Annotated in this window: 20 protein-coding genes and 11 tRNA genes; 29 read left to right on the forward strand and 2 right to left on the reverse strand. The window is 49.7% G+C overall.

Annotation, left to right across the window (positions count from 1 at the left end; genetic code table 11):
- Positions 1 to 3 precede the first annotated feature (3 nt).
- On the forward strand, positions 4 to 1866 hold the full coding sequence (locus JJB07_RS06580) for an ATP-binding protein (protein ID WP_201632468.1): 1863 nt from the start codon (positions 4 to 6) through the stop codon (positions 1864 to 1866).
- A 2019-nt stretch (positions 1867 to 3885) separates the two neighbouring features.
- Here the strand turns inward: JJB07_RS06580 and JJB07_RS06585 are convergent.
- A complete protein-coding gene (locus JJB07_RS06585) occupies positions 3886 to 4377 on the reverse strand; it encodes a hypothetical protein (protein ID WP_201632471.1) in 492 nt (163 codons plus the stop codon).
- 167 nt (positions 4378 to 4544) lie between these two features.
- Between JJB07_RS06585 and JJB07_RS06590 the strand changes: the two genes are divergently transcribed.
- Positions 4545 to 6284: a lipase/acyltransferase domain-containing protein gene (locus JJB07_RS06590; RefSeq protein ID WP_201632474.1), complete on the forward strand. Its 1740-nt coding sequence runs from the start codon at positions 4545 to 4547 to the stop codon at positions 6282 to 6284.
- A 71-nt stretch (positions 6285 to 6355) separates the two neighbouring features.
- The gene (locus JJB07_RS06595) at positions 6356 to 7147 is read left to right on the forward strand and encodes a TIGR00266 family protein (protein WP_201632477.1); all 792 of its coding nucleotides are present in this window, start codon (positions 6356 to 6358) and stop codon (positions 7145 to 7147) included.
- Between the two features lie 56 nt (positions 7148 to 7203).
- Here JJB07_RS06595 and JJB07_RS06600 read toward each other — a convergent pair whose 3' ends face one another.
- Positions 7204 to 7659 carry a PaaI family thioesterase gene (locus JJB07_RS06600; RefSeq protein ID WP_201632480.1) on the reverse strand — a complete coding sequence of 152 codons (456 nt, stop codon included), beginning with the start codon at positions 7657 to 7659 and terminating at the stop codon, positions 7204 to 7206.
- 147 nt (positions 7660 to 7806) lie between these two features.
- Here JJB07_RS06600 and JJB07_RS06605 point away from each other — a divergent pair, with 147 nt between their 5' ends.
- From JJB07_RS06605 to JJB07_RS06730, 26 genes are all read left to right on the forward strand, one after another.
- Positions 7807 to 8796, forward strand: a complete 990-nt coding sequence (locus JJB07_RS06605; RefSeq protein WP_201632484.1) for a metallophosphoesterase family protein — start codon at positions 7807 to 7809, stop codon at positions 8794 to 8796.
- Positions 8793 to 10397, forward strand: a complete 1605-nt coding sequence (locus tag JJB07_RS06610) for an AAA family ATPase (RefSeq protein WP_201632487.1) — start codon at positions 8793 to 8795, stop codon at positions 10395 to 10397. The genes JJB07_RS06605 and JJB07_RS06610 overlap by 4 nt, the downstream gene beginning before the upstream one ends.
- Complete coding sequence (locus JJB07_RS06615) at positions 10394 to 10645, forward strand: hypothetical protein (RefSeq protein ID WP_201632489.1); 252 nt, start codon at positions 10394 to 10396, stop codon at positions 10643 to 10645. Before JJB07_RS06610 ends, JJB07_RS06615 begins: the two co-directional genes overlap by 4 nt.
- A complete protein-coding gene (locus JJB07_RS06620; RefSeq protein ID WP_201632492.1) occupies positions 10624 to 11313 on the forward strand; it encodes an OLD family protein in 690 nt (229 codons plus the stop codon). Before JJB07_RS06615 ends, JJB07_RS06620 begins: the two co-directional genes overlap by 22 nt.
- Positions 11314 to 11342: 29 nt before the next feature.
- On the forward strand, positions 11343 to 11747 hold the full coding sequence (gene speD / locus JJB07_RS06625; protein ID WP_347338320.1) for an adenosylmethionine decarboxylase: 405 nt from the start codon (positions 11343 to 11345) through the stop codon (positions 11745 to 11747).
- 126 nt (positions 11748 to 11873) lie between these two features.
- A tRNA-Ala gene (locus JJB07_RS06630) sits at positions 11874 to 11948 on the forward strand.
- A 37-nt stretch (positions 11949 to 11985) separates the two neighbouring features.
- Positions 11986 to 12062, forward strand: a tRNA-Asp gene (locus tag JJB07_RS06635).
- Between the two features lie 8 nt (positions 12063 to 12070).
- Positions 12071 to 12146, forward strand: a tRNA-Phe gene (locus JJB07_RS06640).
- Positions 12147 to 12175: 29 nt separating this feature from the next.
- A tRNA-Gly gene (locus JJB07_RS06645) sits at positions 12176 to 12250 on the forward strand.
- A gap of 5 nt (positions 12251 to 12255) precedes the next feature.
- Positions 12256 to 12329 (forward strand) — tRNA-Cys (locus JJB07_RS06650).
- 8 nt (positions 12330 to 12337) lie between these two features.
- Positions 12338 to 12413, forward strand: a tRNA-Val gene (locus JJB07_RS06655).
- A gap of 8 nt (positions 12414 to 12421) precedes the next feature.
- Positions 12422 to 12495: transfer RNA gene (locus tag JJB07_RS06660), tRNA-Cys, on the forward strand.
- Positions 12496 to 12504: 9 nt separating this feature from the next.
- A tRNA-Val gene (locus JJB07_RS06665) sits at positions 12505 to 12580 on the forward strand.
- A 160-nt stretch (positions 12581 to 12740) separates the two neighbouring features.
- A complete protein-coding gene (locus tag JJB07_RS06670; RefSeq protein ID WP_201632497.1) occupies positions 12741 to 14126 on the forward strand; it encodes a carboxypeptidase-like regulatory domain-containing protein in 1386 nt (461 codons plus the stop codon).
- A 242-nt stretch (positions 14127 to 14368) separates the two neighbouring features.
- Complete coding sequence (locus JJB07_RS06675; RefSeq protein WP_201632500.1) at positions 14369 to 16048, forward strand: S53 family peptidase; 1680 nt, start codon at positions 14369 to 14371, stop codon at positions 16046 to 16048.
- Positions 16049 to 16199: 151 nt separating this feature from the next.
- Positions 16200 to 16275, forward strand: a tRNA-Val gene (locus tag JJB07_RS06680).
- Between the two features lie 3 nt (positions 16276 to 16278).
- Positions 16279 to 16354 (forward strand) — tRNA-Val (locus JJB07_RS06685).
- 4 nt (positions 16355 to 16358) lie between these two features.
- Positions 16359 to 16434: transfer RNA gene (locus JJB07_RS06690), tRNA-Val, on the forward strand.
- A gap of 234 nt (positions 16435 to 16668) precedes the next feature.
- A complete protein-coding gene (locus JJB07_RS24485) occupies positions 16669 to 16782 on the forward strand; it encodes an FDLD family class I lanthipeptide (protein WP_430727217.1) in 114 nt (37 codons plus the stop codon).
- Between the two features lie 584 nt (positions 16783 to 17366).
- Positions 17367 to 18653: a helix-turn-helix transcriptional regulator gene (locus JJB07_RS06700; RefSeq protein ID WP_201632505.1), complete on the forward strand. Its 1287-nt coding sequence runs from the start codon at positions 17367 to 17369 to the stop codon at positions 18651 to 18653.
- Positions 18654 to 18659: 6 nt separating this feature from the next.
- Positions 18660 to 18830, forward strand: a complete 171-nt coding sequence (locus JJB07_RS06705) for a hypothetical protein (protein ID WP_201632508.1) — start codon at positions 18660 to 18662, stop codon at positions 18828 to 18830.
- A 470-nt stretch (positions 18831 to 19300) separates the two neighbouring features.
- Positions 19301 to 20707 carry a helix-turn-helix domain-containing protein gene (locus JJB07_RS06710; RefSeq protein WP_201632511.1) on the forward strand — a complete coding sequence of 469 codons (1407 nt, stop codon included), beginning with the start codon at positions 19301 to 19303 and terminating at the stop codon, positions 20705 to 20707.
- A 1-nt stretch (position 20708) separates the two neighbouring features.
- The gene (locus tag JJB07_RS06715) at positions 20709 to 21023 is read left to right on the forward strand and encodes a hypothetical protein (RefSeq protein WP_201632513.1); all 315 of its coding nucleotides are present in this window, start codon (positions 20709 to 20711) and stop codon (positions 21021 to 21023) included.
- Complete coding sequence (locus JJB07_RS06720; protein ID WP_201632516.1) at positions 21010 to 21339, forward strand: hypothetical protein; 330 nt, start codon at positions 21010 to 21012, stop codon at positions 21337 to 21339. The genes JJB07_RS06715 and JJB07_RS06720 overlap by 14 nt, the downstream gene beginning before the upstream one ends.
- A gap of 1409 nt (positions 21340 to 22748) precedes the next feature.
- A complete protein-coding gene (locus JJB07_RS06725) occupies positions 22749 to 23915 on the forward strand; it encodes a toll/interleukin-1 receptor domain-containing protein (protein WP_201632518.1) in 1167 nt (388 codons plus the stop codon).
- A gap of 507 nt (positions 23916 to 24422) precedes the next feature.
- Positions 24423 to 25661: a DUF4062 domain-containing protein gene (locus JJB07_RS06730; RefSeq protein ID WP_236587632.1), complete on the forward strand. Its 1239-nt coding sequence runs from the start codon at positions 24423 to 24425 to the stop codon at positions 25659 to 25661.
- The last annotated feature ends 328 nt before the right edge of the window (positions 25662 to 25989 follow it).

Consider the following 25989-nt stretch of genomic DNA (forward strand, 5'->3'; position numbering starts at 1 on the left):
GAGATGCAAATCGTTGGACAGACGACCCAACTGGAAGCTTGGGTGGCGTCGCGTACGCGCAAGTTTCACATAAACGAAATTTTGATCATCGAAGACCCTGACCACCGGAACCCCAAGGCGGAAGTCATTGAGACGCGGACGTTTAACCGCTACATTCCGCTGGCGTCTGAGCAGAGCAACCTCGTGGATACATCGGTGCTGGAAGGCTTGCGTTCGGTGGGGTTTGATATTGAGGACGAAGAAATTCACCTCGCGAAACTGCGCTTGATCGAAGAACTGCCGACCCCGATTCGAGTCGGGGCGCAGGCGCGGGTGCCGTCTTTTGCCGAGGTGGAAGACCTGCTTATTAAAAGGAAGCCCCACGAAGGCCTGACGCTCGGCGTGATCCAAGGATCGCGTGAGATTGCCAAAGACATGCCGGAGTCGTTGCAGCACGTGGCGCTGTTGTTTGACAAGGAAAACGGCGTCGGCGAGCAAGGCGGCGTGCCGTTTGTGTTCGATTATAAGTCGATGGACCAATACCCGCACATCGGGATCTTCGGCGGTTCGGGGTCGGGGAAATCGTTCGGTCTGCGGGTGTTGCTGGAGGAATTGATGCTCAAGCAAGTGCCGGCGGTTGTGTTCGACCCGCACTTTGAGCTGACGTTCGACCAAGAGTTCCCCGATCTGCCGGAGGACTTCCGCCAGACTTTCAAAAAGCGTTTCGTGACGCTCGACGCCGGGGAGGACATCGGGGTTGAGTTTTCGGAGTTGATTGCCGACGACATCGTCTCGCTCTTGCGGGCCTCGTCGGGCAGCATCACCGACGCGATGGAGACGGCGATCAAAGTTCTGCACAAAAAAGCGGACAGTTTCCTGACCTACTCCACCCGCATGGCGAACCTCGCCGAAGCGCTCGACAATGAAAAGGAAATTCGCGAGCAGTCCCGAGACGAATACCTGAACCCGGCTGACCGGGAACGAGTGACGCTCCTGCACGACTTGCTCGTCAAATACAAGGACAAAGTAGGCGGCTTCTCCGGAACTCTGCGTTCCGTCCTGCGCCGTTTGACGCGCTTGGAGATGGAGGGCGTGTTCACGAGTGCGGGGACCAAGAAAGTCGAAGAAGCGTTTGCAAAAAGGCAACTGGTCGTCATCCGCGGTTCGATGTACTTCCTGAACGTATTCGCCTTCTACGTCGTGCGCAAACTCTACCGCAAGCGCCGCGACTACCGCGACTCGATTCAAAAAGGCCGCCCCGTCGAAGAAAAGTTCCCGCCGTTCGTCATCATCACCGACGAAGCTCACAACTTCGCGCCCAAGGGCGACATCCCCGCTCCGGCGAAGGGTGTCCTGAAGGAGATCGCGCAAGAAGGGCGGAAGTACGGGGTCTTCCTCGTCTTCGCCACGCAGCGACCGGCGTTGCTGGACGACACGATTACCGCACAGCTTTCGACCAAAATGGTCTTCCGCACGGTGCGTTCTGTGGATATCGCAGTTATTAAGGAAGAGACGGACATCACCGCCGAGGAAGCGGCACGACTCCCATACTTGTCGTCGGGTACCGCCTTCATTTCGTCTGCGATTACGGGCCGCACGACCGCCGTTCGCATCCGCGTTTCAAAAACCACATCGCCCCACTTCAAAAACCCGTTCGAAGAGCTCGAAGAAGGGTTCGCCGAACAAGACGCCAAAGTCTGGGAAGCCGTCCTGCCCTCACTGCCCATCGACGCCTCGAACCTCAACGCCTACCTCACCGAAATCGGGCGCAAAGTCGGGCGTCTGCTCTCCTTCGACGAGTTGGAGAAAACCTTGGAAGACTTCGTGGACCAAGGCAAGCTCATGAAAGTCAGCACCCCGTTTGGGGCGCGGTACAGCAAAGCCTAATTATTGAAAAAACCACCCATCCATCGGTGGTTTTTTTAGTTCCGACTCATACAATCGAATAGCCCTGAAGTGGTGTGATGTTCTGAAATGCGCCTTTTCTACATACGGCGGTGCTTGCCATCGTTCTTCTCGTAACAACCAACATAGTCCAGGCAGACACAGTCGAACTCCAACCAGGAATCGAAAAGTACATTCGTGGCACCTACATGTCGCACGCAGGCGAATCCCTGATCTTAACGAGCCTGCACGAACCTAGCCAAAACCGAAGCAGATCTGAAACGTATAAAAGCTCTCGTCAAAAAGTACCCTGACAGCCGCCACGTCCACCATGGTCTCGCAGCAAACCTTTACCAACCGGGAGGCATAAAACATGCGTTTTGGGCAGTGATAATCGACGTATGAATGAGCGATAGATACGGGCACAATCCTCTGCAGCCAAGGGATATGCAATTGGGCTAATGAGGCCAAGCACATACAACCTTCGATAGCTTGGTTTGAAGAAGTCTTGAGCGAACACATGAATCACTTTGAAACCAACCTTGCAATATGCAAACTTGCTTGTCGCGCAGAACGACCAGAAAAGTGAGGGCTTTTTTCAAAAAGCGATGCAAGTTCAACTTGAAAGCAACTTCGATGCACATTTTGGATACGATGAATATTTACTTGACCACGAGTAGTTTGAATAAGCTTATCGCGACACTTCATGGACTGGAGCAGAGGCGTAATACCTTAACTTCCTTCATATATACGCTCTGGAACGCCTGGGTCGTGGGAATAGGTCGTCACTCTCAATCGAACTACATCAATTTCAGCCGTGCCTTCCCGGCTCCCACCATATATAAGAGCCCCCGTTGCCTTAATAGGCATCTCCTTCCGTTCCATTGAACGTCAAAAAGGCCCTGTACACATTGACTGTACAGGGCCTCTTTTGCATGAAAAAACGGTATTTCCAGCTGACTAGCAACAACGAGATTCGTACAAACTGTACATGAAGGTTCCCCCTTCCAAACAAAAGAAAGGGGGTGGTGAGGCCAATGATGAATCATCTCTTCGACATTGACATTGAGGTTGTCATTCAAGTCATCGAGATCATATGGTCTCTGATAAAACTGTTCATCTAGGTTTGACTCGGCCCCTTTTCGGACGTCTCCAGCGTCCGAGGAGGGGCCGAAAATTTTTTACAGTCTAGTATTCATGCAGAGTGTTGTCTGTAGATTACTTGTGGTAGGAAAGTAGAGATCTGTAATTTCTACTAAGGTTATTCATAGATTTGTTGTCAAATCGTTAGGGATGCTATAGGAGAGGTAATGAGTTCAAGTTCATTGAGTGATGATTTGTGCCTCAAGTACAGTATGTAGCTAAATGGGTAGTGCGTATACAGATATGGGGAACAACGAGTAATCTGATTGCGGATCACTTCTGTCATACAACAAGTACTTGTAGTTGCATCACTTCATCTTGAATGTGACTACATACAAAGTATGTCCTAGAGAACCCAGTAGAACACATGAACATGGTGTTCAGATTTAGCAAGTTGAAGTTCTGACACGACACACTTGTTGCAGGCAGAACAACATGTGAAGAGTAGGAGGAACAGAAACCCACTTAGCACATCTTGAAGTGTATCTGGACATAACATACAGACATCATCACTGTGATGAACTTACAACCAGAGCTGGCAGCTAGATTGTACGAGAATACTGTCTCACGTTAATGGGTCAACAACAGTGCCAGAACTCAAGAAAGAGGGAGGAAGAATACCTTTGTCTCTATTTTAAGATCAAATTGACACAGCAAGCGAAATCGTCCACAAGCCACGTCACTTTAAAACAAGCATATCTCGTTAGGTTGAATCTACCATTTTGAATACTTGTACACACTACATTTTATAGATTAGCAGTGCTAGATTTGCTTTATTGTATATCATCTTACTGAATAGAGTACAAATTTGTATAGAGAAACCATAAAAAAAAGCTCTTGGACACCCGCGTGTCCAAGAGCTTTTTTTCATGCCGTGACTTATCGGTAGCTGAACTCGTACATTTTCTCGCCGGAGTTCGCATCCACGACGTACACGATCTCATGGTGGTTCGTGCCTTCCTGTGCCGTGAAGTCGTCGCCGCTGAACGAGATGATGTAGGCGGGCACTTGCTTGACGCCAAACGCGAGGTTCGGGTTCTTCTGCAAGGCATCCGGCTCGATCGTGCCCGGTTTGGTGTCGGTCAGCAATTGGTACTCGGCTTCGATCTTGGTGTACTTTTTCCCTTGCAATCCGGTCTTCAAATACTCGACCGGCCCGCGCACCGGAGTGGCTGCGTCGGTTTTCGGCTCTTCAAACGTCAAGTTCGGCAGCTTGCTCAAGTCGTGCTGCGTCTGCGACGGGCCTTTTACATACTCGACTTGCGAGTAAAACGGCGTATATCCGTACACGCCGTAGATGATGGTCAAGATGATGATCACCGAGGCGATGATCCATTTAGTGCTGGACTGCATTTTTTTCTTCTGTTCCATTTGGCTTCCCTCGTTTTCTACTCCAATAGAGAATTCAACTCTTTTGATTGTAGACTCTTCCGCCGCAAGATGCAATTCTAAAGCTTGTCAAGTTCTGTTCAAAATGAAAATAAAATTGTAAATTAAGAGGAGGATCGTATCTAAAAAATAGGGAGGTCTCACCCAACATGAAGACCGCAAAAACCAAACTCACCGCCCTGATCGCCATCGCTGCGATCAGCACCACCGCGTGGATGATGCCCGCCACCCAAGCATCGGCCGCCACGAAATCGCCCGTGATCTTGTTCCCGGGCATCGGAGGTTCCCAACTCTGGGGCATTCCGAACGGGTACAACAACGACAGCGGCAACGGCTCGGACGTCGTCTGGGTGGACAAAGCCACCGACCACTTCTCGACCGACGTGCTCGTCAACGACGAAGAACTCAAGTACAACCTCGAACTGAAACACAACCCGAACTCCACAAGCGTCACCGATATGATCCCCACGCACAGCGATGTCCGCATCTGGCCGTTGACAGACAACTACGGTCTGACCGGCATCTCCCACCTCGATGCTGACAGTTGGGACCTCACCGCGTACTACCAACACATGATCGAACGCATGCAAGCGAGCGGCTACGTGCCGGGCGTTACGCTGTTCGGGTTCCCGCACGACTGGCGCCAAGATTATGACAAATCGTTCGACCAGATCACGGCGACGATCAACCAAGCGTTGCAAGCTTCCGGCGCATCCTCTGTCGATATCGTGGCGCATTCCCAAGGCGGGATGTTGATGAAAAGTTATTTGCTCGCCCACCCGGAGATGGCTCCGAAAATCAACCACTATGTCACGATGGGCACGCCGTATCTCGGCGCCGCACTCGCAGCCCGCGCCACCTCGCAAAAATTGGGCGGCTACAATTTCTCCCTGTCCGGCCTGATCGACAACTCCACCGGCTACACGATCGCCAAGGAATCGCCCGCCGTCTACCACCTCGCTCCGTCCTACCGCTACGAACAACTGATGTTCTCCACCTATGGCCGCGGTACGATCAACTCCACGAACAGCCCGACCTACACGCCGACCAATCCCACCCAAGGCTACTTCACCCAACTTCGCAACTTCGAAACGGACAAGTCCCTTTTTGACTACTCTTCGCAAAAACATACCGCGTGGGACACGACCGTACCGAACGTCGCCAAACGCTATGCGATCGTCAGTGACAGTGTGAGCACCGAAGTGGCGTACAATTACAACTACTGCTCGTCCTGCTGGTTCAGCGATCCGAACCAAGTGGACTACATCATGAAAGCGGGCGACGGCACCGTGCCGCTGATTTCGGCGCAGAACCCGGGAGACGCCAACACGCAGATGTACTACGTTCACGCAGGCTCCCAAGGCGCGGCCGTCGATCACATGGGTCTCGTCAAGGACGACAACGTCATCTCCAAAGTCCTCTCGATTCTCCAAGACTACCCGAACGCGCCGGTCACAGGCATCGACAGCACGCCGAACACCGCGTTGAACACCAAATCTCTCACCGCCTACTCGCTGACTTCCACCCCAGAAGAGTTCAACGCGACCGTCACCCTCACCAACGCATCCGGCAAAAAAGAAACCGTCAAGATCAAAAACGGCAAATTCACCACTTCAAGCTCGGACGCCTCAACGAGTTTGATCATCCGCACGGGCAACGTCACAGACAGCCAAACCGGACGCGAACTGTTCAACGTCCAACTGTTTGTCCCGTCCGACTTGGCGTCCGACTTCGAGATCGTGCCGGACCAAGATATGTCGCTGTCCCTTCGCACCTACCAAACGGGAGCTGACGGTGTCAAAAACAAAATGGACCTCGGCAACTACTCGCACACAGCGAAGCAATCCCTGAAAGTCAAACACCGCAACGGCCACGGCACCCTCCAATAAGGAGGACTTCCGTCCTCGAAGGGGAACAATAAAAGGAAAAGAACCCCACTCACGAGGAGGAACCTCATTCCATGCCAAGCGCACATGAAATTGATTACAAGATTCACGGCGACGACATGCAGTTCGTCGAGATCGAACTCGACCCGCAAGAAAGCGTCGTTGCAGAAGCAGGCTCTCTGATGATGATGGAGGACGGCATTCAGATGGAGACGATCTTCGGTGACGGCTCCGGTTCCGGCGGCAAAGGTTTCATGGGCAAACTGTTCGGCGCAGGCAAACGCCTGTTGACGGGGGAGAGCTTGTTCATGACCGTCTTCACCAACGGTCGTCCGGGCAAAAACCACGTCTCGTTCGCCGCTCCGTATCCGGGCAAGATCATCCCGATGGACCTCGCAGCTCTGGGCGGCAAGATCGTTTGCCAAAAAGACGCGTTCCTCTGCGCCGCGAAGGGCGTCTCTGTCGGCATCGAGTTTCAACGCAAGATCGGCGTTGGCTTTTTCGGCGGCGAAGGCTTCATCATGCAAAAGCTCGAAGGCGACGGTCTCGCGTTCGTTCATGCGGGCGGCACGATCTACGAGCGCGAGTTGCAACCGGGTGAAGTTCTGCGCATCGACACCGGCTGTTTGGTGGCGTTCACGCAAAGCGTTTCCTATGACATCGAGTTCGTCGGCGGCGTGAAAACCGCGATGTTCGGCGGGGAAGGCCTGTTCTTCGCCGCACTGCGCGGTCCGGGCAAAGTCTGGGTCCAATCGCTCCCGTTCTCGCGCCTCGCTTCCCGCGTCTTTGCCGCCGCTCCGCAAAACGGCGGTCGTCGTGAGGAAGGCAGCATCTTGGGGACGCTCGGGAATCTGTTCGAAGACTAAGACCATTCACCCACGAAAAAAAAGGGAATCCGCCGCCAGGGCAGATTCCCTTTTTCTTATTCCATGTCGTCCGTCGGCACGAAATAGTCGTTCTTGCGATACGCCAAGCAGTCCAAGTTCGAGATCAGCTCGCCGTTGGCTTCCACTTTGATTCGGTACCACGCCGTGCGGTTGTTTTTCTTCTCCTCCACGGCGGTCGCTCGAAGGATGTCGCCCTTGACGCTGCCTGCGAGGAATCCGATGTTCGCGTTGAGGCCGACCGAAGTTTTTCCATAGGAGTTGCAAGCCACCGCAAACACAAAGTCTGCCAGCGAAAAAATCACGCCGCCATGCGTCGTTCCGTGCGCGTTCAGCATGTTCTCCGTCACGACCATCTCGGCGATGGCGAGACCCGGTCCGACTTCTACTAATTGAATGCCAAGAAACTGTGCAAACGCGTCTTGCTTCAACTTGTCCGTAATTTCCTCATAGTGCTTCTTATGAAGTTCCAGTTCGTTCGGGTACTTGCTCATATCGGCGTGTCCTCCCTGTAGATCGTTGCTCTCACTATAGCGATCTCTGGGTTTAACTGTCAATTCACTTTTTTGAACATCCAAGCAGGAATTGGCCTCGTCGGGCTTGAAGTCTACATAATAACAGAAAGGGGGACGAGCGTTCCCATGAAGCTATTGTTTCTGACTGATACCCACATCCGCGCGAGTTCCCCGCAGAACCGTACGGATGATTTTGTTGCGACATTGAAGGCGAAGTTTCGCGAAGTGAATGAGATCGCCAAGCGTGAAGGTGTGCAGGCGATCTTGCACGGCGGCGATTTGTTTGATATCCCAAGCCCGTCGCTGGCCGTCTGTGGCGATTTTGTCCAGATCATGGGCGAGGCGGGCGTGCCGACGTATGGCATTGCGGGCAACCATGATGTGTTTGGGCACAACCCTGACACTCTGCCGCGCACGATGCTCGGTTTTCTCGACCGCATTGGAATTTATCGTTTGATTCATCCGGGCAACCCGCTGTTCCTCGAACACGGCGGGATGAAAGTCCAAGTGTCGGGCCAGCACTACCATTACGACCTCGACCGCCGCGACCCGCGTCTCGATTATTGCGTGGACCGCGTCGAGGCGGACTTTGGCATTCATTTGGTGCATGGGATGCTCATGGACCGTGCGTTTATGGACGGAGTGGCGCATACGCGGGTCGATCAGATCGTCGACACGGCCGCGCATCTGACGCTTTGCGGGCATAACCATCTGGGGTGGCCGGAAGTGAAGCACAACGGCAAGATTTTTTACAACCCCGGAGGTTTCGTGCGACTCTCGAACCATCCGTCCGACGCGCAGCGCCGCCCGCAAGTCCTCATCCTCGACTTCACGAGCGGTGAACTGGTGATCAAAAAGATCAGACTCAAATCGGCTCTGCCCGGCGACGAAGTTCTCGACCGCAGTCAGAACGAAGAAGCGGCGTTTGCCGCGCAACGGTTGGCCGATTTTGTACAAGGAATCAAAGCGGCGGGCGACTACAAAGTGATCGACATCGGCGCGATCATCGACGAAATTGCCGGACGTGAGGGCTTGCCCGGCGACGTCCGCGAAGAAGCGATGAACCGCATCGCCTCCGCCCAAGAACGTCTCGCCGTGGGGGAGACCAAACGATGAGCCAAAAAACCATCCGCAACCTCCGCATCGAAAATTTTCAATCGCATGAACTGACGGAGATGGCGTTCGACGACGGCTTGAACGTCATCGTCGGCGCATCCGACCAAGGCAAATCGGCGATCATTCGTGCGTTGCGCTGGCTGTTGTTCAACGAGCCGCGCGGCGCCGACTTCATCCGCGTCGGAGCGTCCCAATGCCGCGTCACCATCGAATTGGCGGACGGAGCTCGCGTAACTCGTGAACGCACGCCGTCGAAGAACCGCTACATCGTCGTAAGCGCCGAGGGCGAAGAGCAGATCTACGAAGGCTTCGGCAACTCCGTACCTCGTGAAGTCAGCGATGTCACCGGCGTTGCGAAGATCATGTTAGATGAAGACACGGAGACCGTTCTGCATCTGGGGACGCAGTTGGAGCCTCCCTTTTTGCTTTCGGAAACAGGCTCGATCAAAGCGAAAGCCATCGGTCGTTTGAACGGCGTCCACATTATCGACGCCGCGTCTCGTGATACGCATCGGGACCTGACGCGCTTGAATTCGGATGAGAAACAATACCGCGAACAACTGTCAGAGGTCGAGGAAGAGCTGATGCAATTCTCCGACCTTGCCTATATGGAGAACATCCTGATCCTGCTCGAAGAGCGCCATGCCCGCCTCAAGCAACTCGGCACTCGGATTGAAAATCTTCGCCGTCTGCGCGACCTCCATCATCGTGTACAGGGCGAACTGTCCGAAGTCACGAACGTTTTGGAAAAAACGCAACACCTCGAACACGCGGCGTTGCGTCTCGAACTGGCGGGCGCCGTCCAAAGCAAATCGTTGCGTATGAACCAAACCCGCAGTCGATGGACGCAGGTTCGTCAGACCTTGCAGGAGACCGATCGGATTTTGCACGAGACGGAGCAACTCTCGACGGCGCAAGACCTGCTGCAACGCCAAGAAAAACAGTTGGCCGCGTACCGTCGTCTCAGCAAGCTCTCGGCAGATCGCGAGAGCACGCAGATGCAGAAAAATCGCGTAGATGCAGTTCTCGACCGCACCGCGCAGCTTGCTCAGGCGGAGCAGTCCGTCTCTCGCATCGAGCACTCGGGTCAACGGCTGAATCGTCTGCATGACCTCCGTCGCAAAACCGGAGAGACGGGGCAACTGCTCGGCAAAGTCAACCTCGTGCTCGAAAGAACCGCACAAGTCCCGGAAGTCGGACAGCGTGTGGAACGCCTCGCCGCGATGCGGACGAAGGCGCTTTTTCTCAACGAATTGGCCGGGAAAAAACGCGAGGTCGACCAACTCCTGCACTCGATGACACGGGTGTTGCAGGCGCTTCAACACACAGAGCGTGTCGAGTTCAAACTCGAAGAATTGGCGATGCTGAGCGGCCGACAAAAACGACTGCAAGAGCTGCGGGCCCAGATCGTGGACAACGTGGAACGCTTGCAAAAAGCGGACGTCTACCTTGCCAACAACGCAGAAGAATTGCGGAACTTGATCGCAGAATACAGCGCGGAGTTGAAGAATTCGGGTTCCTGCCCGGTTTGCTTCGCTCCGATTGATGAGCATACGACAGAACGACTTGTAGAAGAATTCAGAGGAGGAATCCCGGAATGAGCACCATCATGGATACCAAACTGTCCACCTTGAAGGACGGTCTCGCCAAAGCGAAAGACATGCGTTTCAAAGCGGAAGTCCGCAAAGACAACCTGATCAAGCAACAAGAGGAAATCCTCGAACAAATTCGCGCAGAGGGCGTTGACCCGGATGCGTTGGACTCGGAAATTCAGAAGCTCGAACAAGAAATCGCCCAACTCGCCGATGAAGTGGAAGGGATGATCCCGTGGGATCTGATCAAGGGATGAGTGTCGATTTGACCCAACTGGACTTTGCCATGAACGAACTGCGCGCCCGCTACAACCGTCGCCTCGGCGAGCGGGACGCCGTTCTCCGCAAGCAGGCGCAGATCGTGGACCGCTTGCAGGAGAAGCGGGGCGAGATCGACAAGCTCCAGCAGGTCAAAATTCTCCTGCAGGAGTCTTCGGCGTTTGCCCGTGAGCAAGCCCGTCGTCAGATTGAGACGATGGTGTCCAATGCGTTGCAGTTTATCTTCGGCAATCCGGACTTGGAGTTTCGTGTCGTGATTGAAGAAGTGCGGGGGAGAGCGGAGGGCGAATTTCTCGTCGTCTCGACGTATGGCGGCGAAATTCCCGTGGAGACACGCCCGCAAGATGCGCGCGGCGGCGGAGTTGTGGATGTGATTTCGCTTTCGTTGCGCGCGGCGCTTTTACAAGCCAATCGACCGGCGCTCGACGGGCCGATGATCCTCGACGAGCCGGGAAAGCACGTGTCCGAAGAGTACAGCCGCCCGGTGGCGGAGTTTTTGAAACAGCTCTCCACGGCGTTTGGACGGCAGATCATTATGGTTACGCACAACCAGCATTTGGCAAGTTCGGGAGATAGTAGTTACATGGTCGAGATGCGTTCCGGGAAAAGCTATGTACGAGTCTTTCAAGGAGTGGAGCAGGCCTGAGCCGATCCCTCCCGAAAGGAGTGGACGCATTGGATACGATGGGACGTCATGTTATCGCGGAGTTGTGGGATTGTGATCCGGCGCTCCTCAATGACATCGAACAAGTCGAGAAGATCATGGTCAACGCGGCGATCGAGTCGGGCGCCGAAGTTCGCGAAGTCGTGTTTCACAAGTTCACGCCGCTGGGTGTGAGCGGGGTCGTCGTGATCTCCGAGTCGCACTTGACGATCCACAGTTTCCCCGAGCACAAGTACGCAAGCATCGACGTGTACACCTGTGGGGACCGAATCGACCCGAAGGTTGCGTCCGAGTACATCGCGCGCGGTCTGCGGGCCAAGAAGCAGGAAACCGTGCAGTTTGCGCGGGGGATGGGCAAGTTGAAAGTAGAGGAACAGTCGGTGGAAGCGCCGGCTGAAGAGTCTGTTCGGTCGTGAGAAACTCTCTGCGGAGAGTTTCTCTTTTTTTACAGCGAAAAAGTGTTGCTTTTGTCTGGGGAGCATGATATTATAACTTCTGTCGCCAGCGAATGACACGCTGAACGACGAGAGATTTAACCACGTGGGGAATTAGCTCAGTGGTAGAGCACTGCGCTGGCAGCGCAGGGGTCAGGGGTTCAAGTCCCCTATTCTCCACCATTTTCACCAATTTCGTTTCACCTGCATAACCTTATCTGGAGCTGTGGTGTAGTGGCCTAACATGTCCGCCTGTCACGCGGAAGACCGCGGGTTCGAATCCCGTCAGCTCCGCCATTTCAAATGGCTCGGTAGCTCAGTTGGTAGAGCAGTGGACTGAAAATCCACGTGTCGGCGGTTCGACTCCGTCCCGAGCCACCATTGTTTTTTCAAAAAGTGAATACCGGTATGCGGAAGTGGCTCAGGGGTAGAGCATCGCCTTGCCAAGGCGAGGGTCGCGGGTTCGAATCCCGTCTTCCGCTCCATTTCTGGTGGTATAGCCAAGTGGTAAGGCGTAGGTCTGCAAAACCTTGATCACCGGTTCAAATCCGGTTACCACCTCCAGTTTCTTTGCGGTCATAGCTCAGTTGGTAGAGCACCACCTTGACATGGTGGGGGTCACAGGTTCGAGTCCTGTTGATCGCACCAATTATGATGGTGGCATAGCCAAGTGGTAAGGCGTAGGTCTGCAAAACCTTGATCCCCGGTTCAAATCCGGGTGTCACCTCCAATTTCTTCTGCGGTCATAGCTCAGTTGGTAGAGCACCACCTTGACATGGTGGGGGTCACAGGTTCGAGTCCTGTTGATCGCACCAAACGCAAACGCTCCTTCATTCGTTTCCAAACGAGTGAGGGAGCGTTTTTTTTTTGTACAAAAAAACTGTATTTTTTTCACTGGTTAACATTTACTTTTACATAGAAATCTGGTAAATTTTTTATATGATAATAGTTTAGATATGAGAGGAGTTAAAAGAAATGGATATGAAAAAATGGCTAACACCCGCCGCAGCTCTGTTGCTCGCGTCGGCGTTCGTCCTGCCGTCAGCAGCGTTTGCAGAAAGCAAGCAACCGAAAGCGAACGGACACATCACCCAGGCAACAGGCGCAGGCGTCACCCTCAAAGGGGGCAAAGCTGCCAACGTGAACGGGTTCCAATCGGTAGACCCCTCGCACTTCAAAACCAAACTTCCCAAGGACAAAGCGAAGAAACCGTCGCTCTCCACGCAAGGCATCACGGCTGCCGACTACGGCAACCACGACCCGAGCACCGCGATCTACCTCGACCTCAACACCCTGTACCAAAACACGATGTCCACAGCAGGCCAACAGGACTGGTACTACTTCTACGCTCCGGATGCAAGCAAACTGACCGCGTTGCTCCCGGCGATGCAAATGGTGGGCGTCGACTACGACCTGCATCTGTTCCACATGAACGACACCACAGGGGCTTTGGAAAATGAACAATATTCCGCATACGGCCCCGGCTCCGACGACCAAGTCGCCATGGTCGCGCAACCGGGCTACTACTTCCTCTGCGTGAACTCAGTGTCAGGCGTCGATGCCAACAACCCGTACCTGTTTGAAGTGGCGCAATCGTACGGCTACGATGCTGCAGAAGCGGACGACAACCTCTGGCAAGCGCGTTCGAAAACCAGCGATTTCAGCGTGCTCGGCAACCTCGACAACGTATTTGACCAAGACTGGGTTCGTTACACCCCGTCGACCACCGAATACGCGAAAGTGACGTTCGACCAGCTTCCGACAGGCTCGAACTACGTCGTCGATATGTTTGCAACCGATGCGAACGGTGCGTTGCAGTCGATGGGCGGTCTCTCGGCGAACACGGCCGGCAAGTTGGCTCTCTCCCAAGGCACAACCTACTACTTCCACGTCGTCTCGACGGGAACGGTTGACCCGGCTGCCAACTACCACCTGCAAGTCAGCCGTCAAACGACGAGAATCGGTCTGAACACGATCGACTCCGATCCGAATATTACCGGCTACGTCAACTATGACAACGGCCCCAGCATGTACAAATGGCGCGTACAGCACTGGATGACCGTCAACGGTTCGATGCGAGATGCGGATGGTCAAGCGATCGCCGGCATGCCGATTACCCTGCTGGTGAACGAGCGCCTCGGACAACAAAGTGCGAACGGCGTCACGGATGCAAGCGGGAACTTCTCGATCTACCTCGCGAACATGAACCCGGCAGTCGGAGACTACTCCTGGTACGGCCCGGTCAGCACGCACTATTACGACATCATCCCGATGGGCCTCGGGTCTCCGATCTCCAATTCCAATGAAACGTACGTCACCACGCTGTACCACTATGCGTACTCGATCTACCACCCGTTTTAAGTTGTAGAAAAACACCGTCCTTCCCGAGCATGTGGAGGACGGTGTTTTTTTGTATTCGACATAAAAAATAGGCATTTCATACTTTTATGTTAATATTTGGAATTAATTAATATGCAAGTTTATGAATTAATTCTTGTCCGAATTTTTGGTGATAGAGTATACTAGGGTTGTTACCAGATGATGAACTTTGTTAAAAGGTAACTTACTTTCTACACCAAACAGATAAAGGGAGGATCACCAAAATGAAAAAAACCAAAGTTCTTGTCCCGACCATGCTGGCGGTTTTCAGTATGGCATTGCTCCCGGCTGCATCCATGGCCGCCCCGGTCTCGAGCAACGCTCACGTTCAACTCAAAGGCAATGAAGCTGTTGCCGCATCCCACGGCACCTTGAAAGCTCACAAAAAATCGACCGACGTCGTCTCCGTCACGCTCGCACTGAACCTGCGCAACGCAGACAAACTCGACGCCTATATTGCAGACCTGTACACCCCGACGTCCTCGAATTACAAGAAATTCCTCACGCCGGACGAATTCCAAGCGAAATTCGGCCCGACGGCTGCTGATGTACAAAAAGTAACCGACTTCGCGACATCCAACGGCCTGACCGTGACCGGCGTTGCGAAAAACAACCAATCCGTCACCGTCTCCGGCTCTGTTCAACAACTGGAAATCGCATTCGGTGTCACGCTCAATGAATACACCAACGCCAAAGGCGAGAACTACTTTGCAAACGCGAACACCCCGTCTGTTCCGTCTGAATTGGCAGGCGTGATCAACTCCGTCACCGGCCTGAACAACGAAGCTCTGCACCACAACAACGCGGGCAAACCGGATCTGCAAACTCCGCATGTCGGCTCCGGCCCGTCCGGTGGATACACCCCGACCGAACTGCGCAGCGCGTATGATGTGGCACCGCTGGCAGGCACGTACAACGGCACGGGTCAAAACGTGGCACTCGTTGAATTCGACGGCTACGTGGGCTCGAACATCACCACTTACTACAACCAATACGGTCTCGGGTCTCCGGCTCCGCAAACGGTTCTCGTCGATGGGTACAGCGGCGCTGCAGGTTCCGGCCAAGGCGAAGTGGAACTCGACATCGAAGTGATCAACGCGATCGCACCGAAAGCACAAGTCTACGTCTACGAAGCTCCGAACAGCGACCAAGGCGAACTGGACATGTACCAAAAAATCGCGAACGACAACACCTCGAAGACCGTCTCGATCTCGTGGGGCCTCTGCGAATCGTCTGCAAACGCTGCGACGATGAACTCTCTGCACAACATCCTCTCGCAGATGGCGGTGCAAGGCCAATCCGTATTTGCAGCGTCCGGTGACGATGGCGCGTACGACTGCGGAACCAAGAAGCTCGACGTTGACAACCCGGCGAACGATCCGTACGTAACCGGCGTTGGCGGCACCAACTTGACGCTGACTTCGGGCAACTACGGTGCAGAAAAAGTATGGTCGAACACCACCCGCAGATACGGCGGCGGCGGCGGTCTGTCCAAAGTCTACACGATGCCGAGCTGGCAAACCGGCCCGGGCGTGCAGAACTCCTACAGCACGGGCTACCGTCAAGTTCCGGACGTCTCGGCTGATGCAGATCCGAACACCGGCTACTCGATCTACTCCGCAGGTTCTTGGACCGTTTACGGCGGCACGTCTTGCGCAGCTCCGCTCTGGGCAGGCATCGCAGCTGTGAACAACCAATACGCAGCAGCTCGCGGCAAAGCAAACCTCGGCCAAGCGAACCCGACCCTCTACAAAATGTTCAACACCACGCAAGCGTACAACGCGTACCACGACATCACCTCCGGTTCCAACTTGTACTACCCGGCAACGGCAGGCTACGACCTGGCGTCCGGCATCGGGACCCCGGATGTGTACAACTTGATCCGCGACATCAACGGCCTGTAAGGCGTGATGGAAAAAAGGAGCTTCCCACGGGAGGCTCCTTTTTTACTGAAGAAATGCTTCACCAAAACTTTCTACCGAAAACCACTTGTACAAGCGTAAGAAATCCTGTATATTAGATTCTGTCACCACGACATTTCATCACTCACGAAACGCTGTCATAGCTCAGTTGGTAGAGCACCACCTTGACATGGTGGGGGTCACAGGTTCGAGTCCTGTTGATAGCACCATACGCGGTCATAGCTCAGTTGGTAGAGCACCACCTTGACATGGTGGGGGTCACAGGTTCGAGTCCTGTTGATCGCACCAATACGCTGTCATAGCTCAGTTGGTAGAGCACCACCTTGACATGGTGGGGGTCACAGGTTCGAGTCCTGTTGATAGCACCAAATAGATTTGGAGAGACGCCGCTCCTTCGCTTTCATGCGAGGGAGAGGCGTTTTTTTGGTCTCCTTCGGTTCCATTCACAGTTTTCTCACAATTTATCGCAATGAAATTCTATTTATGCTATACTTTAGGGGAGGTTTTTGTTGGAAGGGCCCTGACAATGATTCCTCACCTAACAACTGAGACATACATCCTTGGACAATATGATCCTTTAGGAGGTTATTCCAGTGGAAAAAATGTTCGATCTCGACGTTCAAGTAATGTCCGCTGTAAGCGATGTAAGCGATGGTGGAGATCTTTCCGGGTACACGTCGTCCTGTTTTTGCACGATCGCCAGCTGCCGGCCTTAAACGCGTTATTTTGAAAAAAGGGACTCCGTCGAGTCCCTTTTTTTTGCGTCTTCAACACAGTTGGTTGAGCACCACCTAGAATAGGTTGAAGTCATAGCTTCGAATCCTGTTGATAGCACCAAATGGATTTGGAGTAACCGACTCTCCTACGCTTTCATGCGAGGGAGGGGCGTTTTTTTGTGGGGTTAAGGGCAATGATGACGGAAGACGTTAAGGTACTTTATGAGCATTTTCGGGGATAGGTATTCAACTTGCTACTGTTTCCGGTAGAAGCCTGCATGAGCTAGAGTATCATTAAGTTGGTCGTGATGAACTGCTGGTAGTTTCATAATTCGTCCTTGGTGAACTGAATTATGCGAAAAAAGGCGATATAGTACGTGCGGTATGAAGTCCTGCCCAATGTCATACACGAAAAAAAATCGGACAAAAAGTGACATTCAAGCACGCTGATCTTTCGGCGTGTTTTTTGGTCAGCACAGTTTGTTGTGAATGTATCTGCTCTTATGTTAAAACTGTATACACGCTTGTAATCGTTCGGTATAATAATTATTGGAATTACTGATCAATTAGGGTGGGTGTCAGATATGCTAGTAGATAAGTCGCTTTCCATTGGGCAGCGCTTTAAAGAAATACGGATTGAAAAAGGTTTTTCGCAAGAGTCGTTGGCGGATGGACTTTGCCATTTCACTACCGTTAGTAGGATTGAGAACGATCGCAGCTACCCTTCTGCGGCACTTTTGGGTAAACTGGCCGATAAATTAGGCGTTCCTCTACGAGAAATCATGGGTATGCAAGAGCAACAGTTGGAAGCTGACTTTCAGATCGAGATGGTCAGAGTATATATTGAAAAGGCCGATTATAACCATGCCCTCGACCTAATTCAACAATTGGATCAACGCGAAGACCTGTTGGGACATCAACGAGATGGATTAGTAAATTATCGTACAGAATGTCAGTTAAGGGCGGGGATGTTTGAGAAGGCAGTAGAACAACTACTGCCTTTCTTACAAACTCAACAGGTCCAACAAACGATAAGTGATGAGATTTTGTGCGACCTATATAATAAACTCGGGAATGCTCATCATCGTCTAAATGGTTTTGAAAAGGCGTACTCAGCATTTGAACAAGGCTACAGGGTTAGCTTACGTATTGCGGAGTTTGGAGCGATCTCTGCAAGGGTGACGAAAAACTTCGGCTTGGCTTGCGTGCAATTGGGATACAAAGATGACGCCAAAATATATCTTGAGAAGGCTTACTCCTTTTTCGAAAAAGTAGCCGACATGAGGGAAGTTGCAAATACCCTTTTCGATATGGCACGAGCTACGGGAAACACCGAACACATGACACAAGCTCGTTTTTTATTCGAGAGTCTAGAACTGGTGCGAGAGGCAAACCTAGCAAGACAGTACTATGAGTTTCATGTTCGATCCCAAGTTGATTATAAACAAGCAGTTGTGGAGCTTCACCAGATTGCATCGGAGTTTGAAAAAATGGACGATCTCGGTATGAGCTTTTTTACGTTGTCGAAGGCCGTCATGATAGCAATTCAAAATAGAGATCTACCCTTAGCAGGCGAGTGCCTTGCAGAAGCTAATGTAAGAAGAGATGCACTAACCGTGGAGAATCCGAGATATTTAGGTTACTACTACAGAGCTAAATCGGAATACAACTTCATCGTGAATGAATTTGATGAATGCGTAAAGCACTCAATAATGTCAAGTGAGATGTGTGCTATAATGGGCATGTACGCTGAAAGTGCGGAATCATTACGTTTGAGTACAAAGGTGTACCAATTACAGGGCGATTTTCAGAAGGCGTTCGAGGTTTCCATGAAGATGGTAGAAATGCTGGAGAAGGGACAGAGGAGGTAATCAGGGTTGAAGAAGATTCTCGGAATTGCTCTTGTTGCTGCTGTAGTATGTGGCGTGGGGATGTGGGCTAAGAACACAAATTATGTTGCATATGACATTGGGCCTGATCCAACTTTTGCCCACAAGATGGTATCAATTATTGGGACTGGGTCGGACACCATTACTAAAAATGTATAATACATTCGCCGCCTTCTTCGTTGATGGCGGTTTTTCTTTGGAAAAAATACGATAGAACCCCCAATGTAAAGTGCATGATTGCCGGTGAATGTTGCTAATTTTAGCGGGGAGGCAATTCCTGACGATTTGGAAAAACAAATACATCGGGGCCAACAATGGCTCACCGGCTTTAGGGCACAGGGGGTTCATATCGTTTCACCCATTCTGGGGGAGTAGTTGCGGAACCTTACCAGATTCCGCCGGGGTCTTACATCGGGTAGCACCCACATTCAAGTGCCACCATGCTAGTTATGATACGTGTCAATCTATCCTTTCACAGGTCTATTATTTTTAGTTATTTATTCTTGTTTTATGTGAAAGTAGACTAGAAACACAAGGTTTTTTATAGTGTAAGCAAAAGATACAATCATCGGTGTAAGGATTTCCTTGCATCGGTGTTTTTTTATTTTGTTTGACAGGAGGGGTAGGAAATGGACAATTCGAGCGGTGACGATAAAAACATAGTACATGAAGGGTACGTCACGCTAGGTGAACGCATTCGAGATTTGCGAATGACAAAAGGCTTGACCCAAACCCAAGTCGCGGAAGGAATCATCACACCGTCCATGATGTCTCAGATCGAGACGGGAAAAGCGCTCCCAAGCTATGCAACCATCGCGGCCATCGCGAGAAAGTTGGAGACGCCATTGTCCTCGTTGTTCGAGGGCCTTAGTTTCAACAAAATGCAGCTCTTGGGCTATAAGTTAGCCATGTCTCATATGGCAATGGGTTCGTATCGTTCTGCCCTTCCTGTTCTTCAGGAGCTTTTCGAGGCAGAACACCTCGATGATGAGATACAACTCAATGAGTTGAAACTAAACCTTGCAATCTGTTGCCGGGAAACGAAGAACTTCCACGAGGCTATCCGTTTAATCATGAGTCTGGTGGATGAATACTCACGTTCAAGCAAGCGCAGCGATCAGCACAAACTCGTGCATCTTCACCTTCATCTGAGCGAGACCTTCGAAAACAACCTCATGTACTTCGAAGCATTACGATCCGCTCTCAACGCCCGCGATACATACGAACTTCAAAAAAACGATCCATTGCTAGAGGGCAAGATTTTGATGCATCTCGCGGATTTAAACAAGAGGCTTCACCGGTTCGAGGAAGCGAATGCTTACTACAAGCAAGCCTTGGAAGTCTGCAATCAACTGACCGATAACGTCGAGGAACTTGGCATCCTCTATCAGCGAATGGCGGAACTTCAGTACGCAGTAGGGGAGCCGGAACTTTGCATTGACCTTGCAAACAAGGCCATCGGATTGCTTCAAGAGGCGGGTCGGATCACGAATTACCGCGAAACCAAGAGATTGATCGTGATGGAGCAGGCTAACAAGGAGAATTGGCAAGACTCCATCGCAGTCTTGCTCAAAATGGCGACGATGTACGCCGTAGAAGACCCGCAGAAAGAAGCCGGCCTGTACTTGGACGTGGCTCAAATTTACATGATGGTTCAGAACTTTGAGGAATGTCAGGTCTTTTGTTTGAAAGCCTTGGGCTTGCTCACGGACATTGAACAACAGGTACTCACCAAGTACGACATGACCACCAAGCATGAGCGCAAGCAACAAGAGAACTTCCTGTTGATCGGTCGGGCAAACCTCCTCATGGCGTCCGTCTATCTGCACCGTCAAGAGCACGGCAGAGTGATTCACTTGTTAGAAACCGCGATCCCGATCTTCAAGCAACAAGTGAGACTTGACGAGTTGTACACGGCTGCCTCCCTGCTCACGAAAATTGTGAAGAACGGTGAAAAAAATGAGCAAGCCTGGGAGTTGATTACGGGCTGCCATGACTTCCTCTTCGTCCATTTGCGTAGACAGGGGATTCTCTGACGTGACACTCGTTTTCTGGGCAGACGATGACAAGTGGTTCAAGATTTTCGTGAATGGTCACTTTGTCTGCGAAATCTTGGCGGTGAATCTCCAACATGCCTACTTGAAAGCCCACCACGAATGGGCCGTGAAAAAGTTTTTGAAACAAAAGGGGGTTGAGAATACCTTCATGTTGGTTTGTGAGGAGTCCGTTGCAGGAACCGAAACAGAAGATGAATCTGTGTATACGAATCAACTCGCAAGTCGAATTGTTGCTTCGCCGTTGTTAGCACGGATTTTCAAGGGATGGAGGGAGAAGAATCGTGGCGGAACGTGAACTGTACGATAGATGTCCCGGGGAAATCGAAGGATTTGATCTCGTTACAATTGTTTGGTCGGATGAAGACGAGGCGGATTATAAAATTTCAGGTCTGCTCATCACGGATCGGGTGGCCATGACGATTCTCGCGGGTAAAGTAGAAGTTTGCTTTGTGGAGGGCTTAACGAACGGCGAATACGAGATGGTTCAATGCATCGCTCCATTGTTTCATATAGGAGAAAATGCAAAATGTCGCCCAGAAGTTTGCAAGAACTTGAAAAACCTTTCGCTGTTCGAGTTTGTCGGAGGTATCAAAGATTCGATCTGCTGGTAGAAGATGTTGGAACTGAAAAGGGACGTGAGACAGAATGCAAAAACTTGAGGCCATGACTTTCGGAGGGAAAGTCGAAGTGGACTTTGGTAGGGGATTTGTTACGAATCCATATTAACGGTCAGCTACGAAAGACGGTGTCATTTGACGGCCCGGGAACTATCACCAACACGAATTACAGTCCAAACGCAGTTTCCTAGTATCCTTTTGAGGGGTTCCGCTGGCCTCTTGCTGTATTCGAGGGAAGCAGCAGAGGACGGACATTCGAAATTGAGAGAATGGATCGGATCAAATTGTACATGCCTCGGGCCAAGTGTCCGAGGCTTTTTGTATGCTGAAATACGACTACCTATGTGTGCGTTCCTTCAATTAATAATACGCTCTAGCTCCTGCCTAGACCGTATGACCGCTGCATACTTTACGGTGGAGTCCGTTGGAGCACAACACATCCAATCAAGATTTCGATAATCGCAAGTGTTACAAAGCCAATAACGGCGGGTCTTCGCATCTCTTCCAAACGGAGAGGTACCGAAGTGGTCGTAACGGGGCGACCTTGAAAACCGTTAGGGGGCAATCCCACGCAGATTTGAATCCTATCCTCTCCGCCTGTTGATATGTAAGGCTTTCGTGAGCTTTTCCACAGTTTGTGAATAGACCGCAAAAACGGATCAGTCTACGAAGTGATAGTCTTTTGGGGTTGTCGGTCTACTGGGGTCTTGAGTTCGTCAGTGTACGTCACAGGTATTTTTGCCGGTGGTGTTTTTGTTTTTGTCGAGACTCCAACGTACCAGAGTCAATAGGAGGGTTTACGTTGGAAAAGAAGACGAGACGCAAGACGGAAAAGAACGCATCGGGCGTTGGGATTGGATACGCAGGAAGTTTTCATGAACGCGAAGATTTCCGAACGATCCATTCCCTATACGATTCGCGATTACGAGACTCATTTCCGTTATCTGCGAAACTGGCTTGACGAACGTTATAGATTACTCTTCCCTTTATGCAAAAATATGAAATATAGATGACCACCGAAAAGGAGCAGTTTGACGTTCATTCGCAACTTTGAACGAAACGGGGGATTAGTGAATTGTCGATCTATGACGGTCAATAACTGATTTAGAACCATGAGGGAGTTCTTTCTTCAATTGGTGCGAAATAAAAGGGAATTTCAAGAAGCCGTTGTTGCTGACATAATAGCTTATAGGTTGACGATGACCGCATTAGTTTCATATACGAAATCAGCTAATTGGGGGTAGTCTTATCTTCGGTAAAGTAGTGTTTGTGAAACGGCCCCTACAAACAGGCAAAATCGTAAAGGCTAGAGAGTTTAGATAGGTGGCGTGACTTATTTTACAAAATACTAGTATTTGATATATTATAACTAGTAAAACTAGAGTTTTAGGAGGCAAGATCGTATGACCTATAATATATTCCTTAGTCATGCTGTGGCAGATAAGGTCTTAGTACAACGGTTTGTGGAGTTCTTAAAACTAGGGTTAGACTTACGAAGACAGGATATCTATTGCACATCACTAGGAGCTATTCCAACCGGACAAGATTTTATTGAAAATATCCATACGCATGTTTCTGAGTGCAAACTCATTATTATGCTAATTACTGAGAATTTTTTGGAAAGCAAATTTTGTTTGTGCGAACTTGGTGCAACGTGGGCACTTGGTAAATCAATCTACCCGATAATTGTCCCCCCCTTGAATTATGATTGTTTAGATAGCACGCCATTAAGAACAACTAATGCAATTAAATTAGATAACGAAGAGCAATTAGATAAAATGAGTAATGAATTTTTGCAGAGAAATATAATATCTTCTATCGATTCTGTTGAGTTTAATAAGAGTAAGAAGACGTTTCTTCGTGATATACCAACTGTATATAAAAAAAGTATTCGATATGTTCCTATTGAAGAGCACAATGAGCTTTTGTCTAAAGTTAGTAAATTGAGTAATGAATTGTTGGAAAAGGAGAAATTGATCAAAAGTAATAAGCTTACAACATCAAAGCAGAATAGAGACTCTTCAGTAGTTGAATTGGTAACTGGTGGTTCAAAGTCACTACAAGAGGCAACAACAAATATGTTAAACAAGCTGAAAGAAGCGGAGACTTTCAAGACAACTATAGATAGAATTTTAAATCTAAAAAATGCGGAACGGATTTATAGTAACCCTTCATGGACCAATACTCAATCTGATGGCGAAGTGACCGAAACAAACGTTTCAATGCCATCAGGGGATTTTTGTTTTTACTTCGTATATGGAGATGATGGATTCATTGACTATTGCCTATTACTCTGCATCTGTCGAACTGAGGAACAGGTGTATAATTGTTTACCGGATATTACAATTACGGTACAATCTTACAAAAGTATAAGTAATATGCAATTCGAGTTTGTCATTGCCTATGCTGGTGACAATAACTTAATGAATACTAAAGCTCAAGAATTTTTCGATAATGTTGTGAAAAAGTACAGAGTAAAAAGTAAAGGTATATTCTATTTTGATATCTGGGATACCAATCGAGTAACAGATTTAGAGAAACAGTATGCACTAAGAGTAGAGGGGCGCTGATAATCAAAGTGTAACTTATTTGATTGCACCAAAGAAGCAAAAGGAGCCTCCTACACTGGCAAGCTCCTTTTTGCTCAGTCTTTAATGGCTTTGATCGGCACTCCGGTTACCAGTGAATGCTGGAACAAGTTCTGCGACAGTTCGACTGTATGCATCCGATTCGACTGGATTACGAAAATCTTTGTTTCGGAATATTCAAGAGCAAGGGCTAACGCCAAGTCGTTATTGAATCAATCTGATTTGTTGTTACATAGAGACCTTTTGTAGAAAGACGTGTGCTTATAAATAAGTGATAACAAGGAGACTACAGGATGGGTCGTCTCTTTATTATAGTTAATTCATAGGTGGAAACCAGCGCAAAGAAATTCGTTAGATATGATTCATGTTATGTAAAAATATAAAATATAATATGTCATTGTAGTGGAGGAGAGTTCTGGTTTACTTAATTTATGATTTAATATTATGAGGTGAAACAGAACTGAAGTTTGATGCTTAGGAGGGGAATTCATGTTTGATATATCGAAAATTCAGACTATTAGATACGTTTTTTTGCAGAAACTGTATGAGAAATATATTATTGACCAGGCCCGTTATGTCTCGACAAATACAATTGCTGGCGAAATGGATTTGGAGTTAGGTAAAGTAAATAGTATTGTTCATTATTTGGAGGAGGAGGGCTTGATACGAATTCTTGATGACCAAGCGAGCGTGGTTTCGATCACGCACGATGGTATCAAAAAAATTGAAACGCCCTTACCGAATTTCAGACCACTGCAGTCTACAATCCCTGAGGTTCAAATCAAAGAGCAGTTAGGATCTAAAGTTGATTTGGGAGGGGCCAAGATGAAAAAGAAGTTACAAATATTTGTTTCATCAACGTATACCGATCTTATATCTGAGAGGCAAGCAGCGGTAGAAGCAATTCTGAAGGCTGGACATATACCTGCCGGTATGGAGCTTTTTAAAGCAGGCAAAGAACAGCTTGAAACTATTTATAGATGGATTGATGAATCCGATATATATATGCTTATTCTTGGTGGAAGATACGGTAGTGTAGAAGAGAAAACTGGGAAAAGCTACACACATCTTGAGTATGAGTATGCTTTAGATAAAGGCATGCCCATATTTGCCGTTGTTATAACCGACAAATATCTAAGCGAGAAGGTCAAACTTGCTGATAAAGTGGACGATGTACGAGAAATCGTTAATCATGAAAAGTACGTCGGTTTCAAAAAGCTTGTTGATAGCAAGCTTAGAGAAAGCTTTGATGATTTGAAAGACATTGAATTAGCCGTACACAAGACTATAGCAGACTTAAAAGAACAACATTCTTTCACTGGATGGGTTTCTGGGAAATACGCTGTCAATACCGGTGATATTGATGCACTTCAAATCGAAAATAGACGGCTAACGGCTGAGATCAGTAAGAAAGATCAAGAGAATAAATTGTTAGTGGATCAACTATCTATACTTACTAAAAAAGACAAGGACAATGCTTCTTCTACTATGGGCAAGTTTTACGAAATTTTAAATGATATTGCCAGAAAAGCCTTGAAAAATTATGATGAGTACGAAATAACTTCAGATGAATTTGAAGAACTGTACAGAATGATGCTAAAGGAGGGGTTTGTAGAGGGAGGTACGGTAGTAACAGGAGGACCGGGGAACTATATGGAAATTTTTTCCACAGATGACACCAGAATAACCTTTATTGGAATGCAAATGTTGGTAGCTAACGGATATTAGGAAATTTTTGGTTAGTATAAAAATAAATACTAGCTTACAAGGCATAATGGCTGAACTTCTCTCGTTCTGGGGTTTGATCCAACGTTTTCCTATAACCGATGTTTGCATTTATGATCTAAACAAATTCATGGTTGTGTTTCGCAACTGAAAAGTGTAGAGTATCGCGGCGAGGGAATATTCTCCTTGTGGTATAAAATTCGTACTTTACATTGAGCCTCTATGGGCGTGATTGCTGGGCGAAGCGACCCTATAAGGGTTCGCTATGGCAACCTAGCCTATCACGCCCACCTCTCCATATAAAGTACGAATTTTAATACAGGAATCGTTG

This window comes from Tumebacillus amylolyticus (assembly GCF_016722965.1).
Taxonomy (GTDB): Bacteria; Bacillota; Bacilli; order Tumebacillales; family Tumebacillaceae; genus Tumebacillus; species Tumebacillus amylolyticus.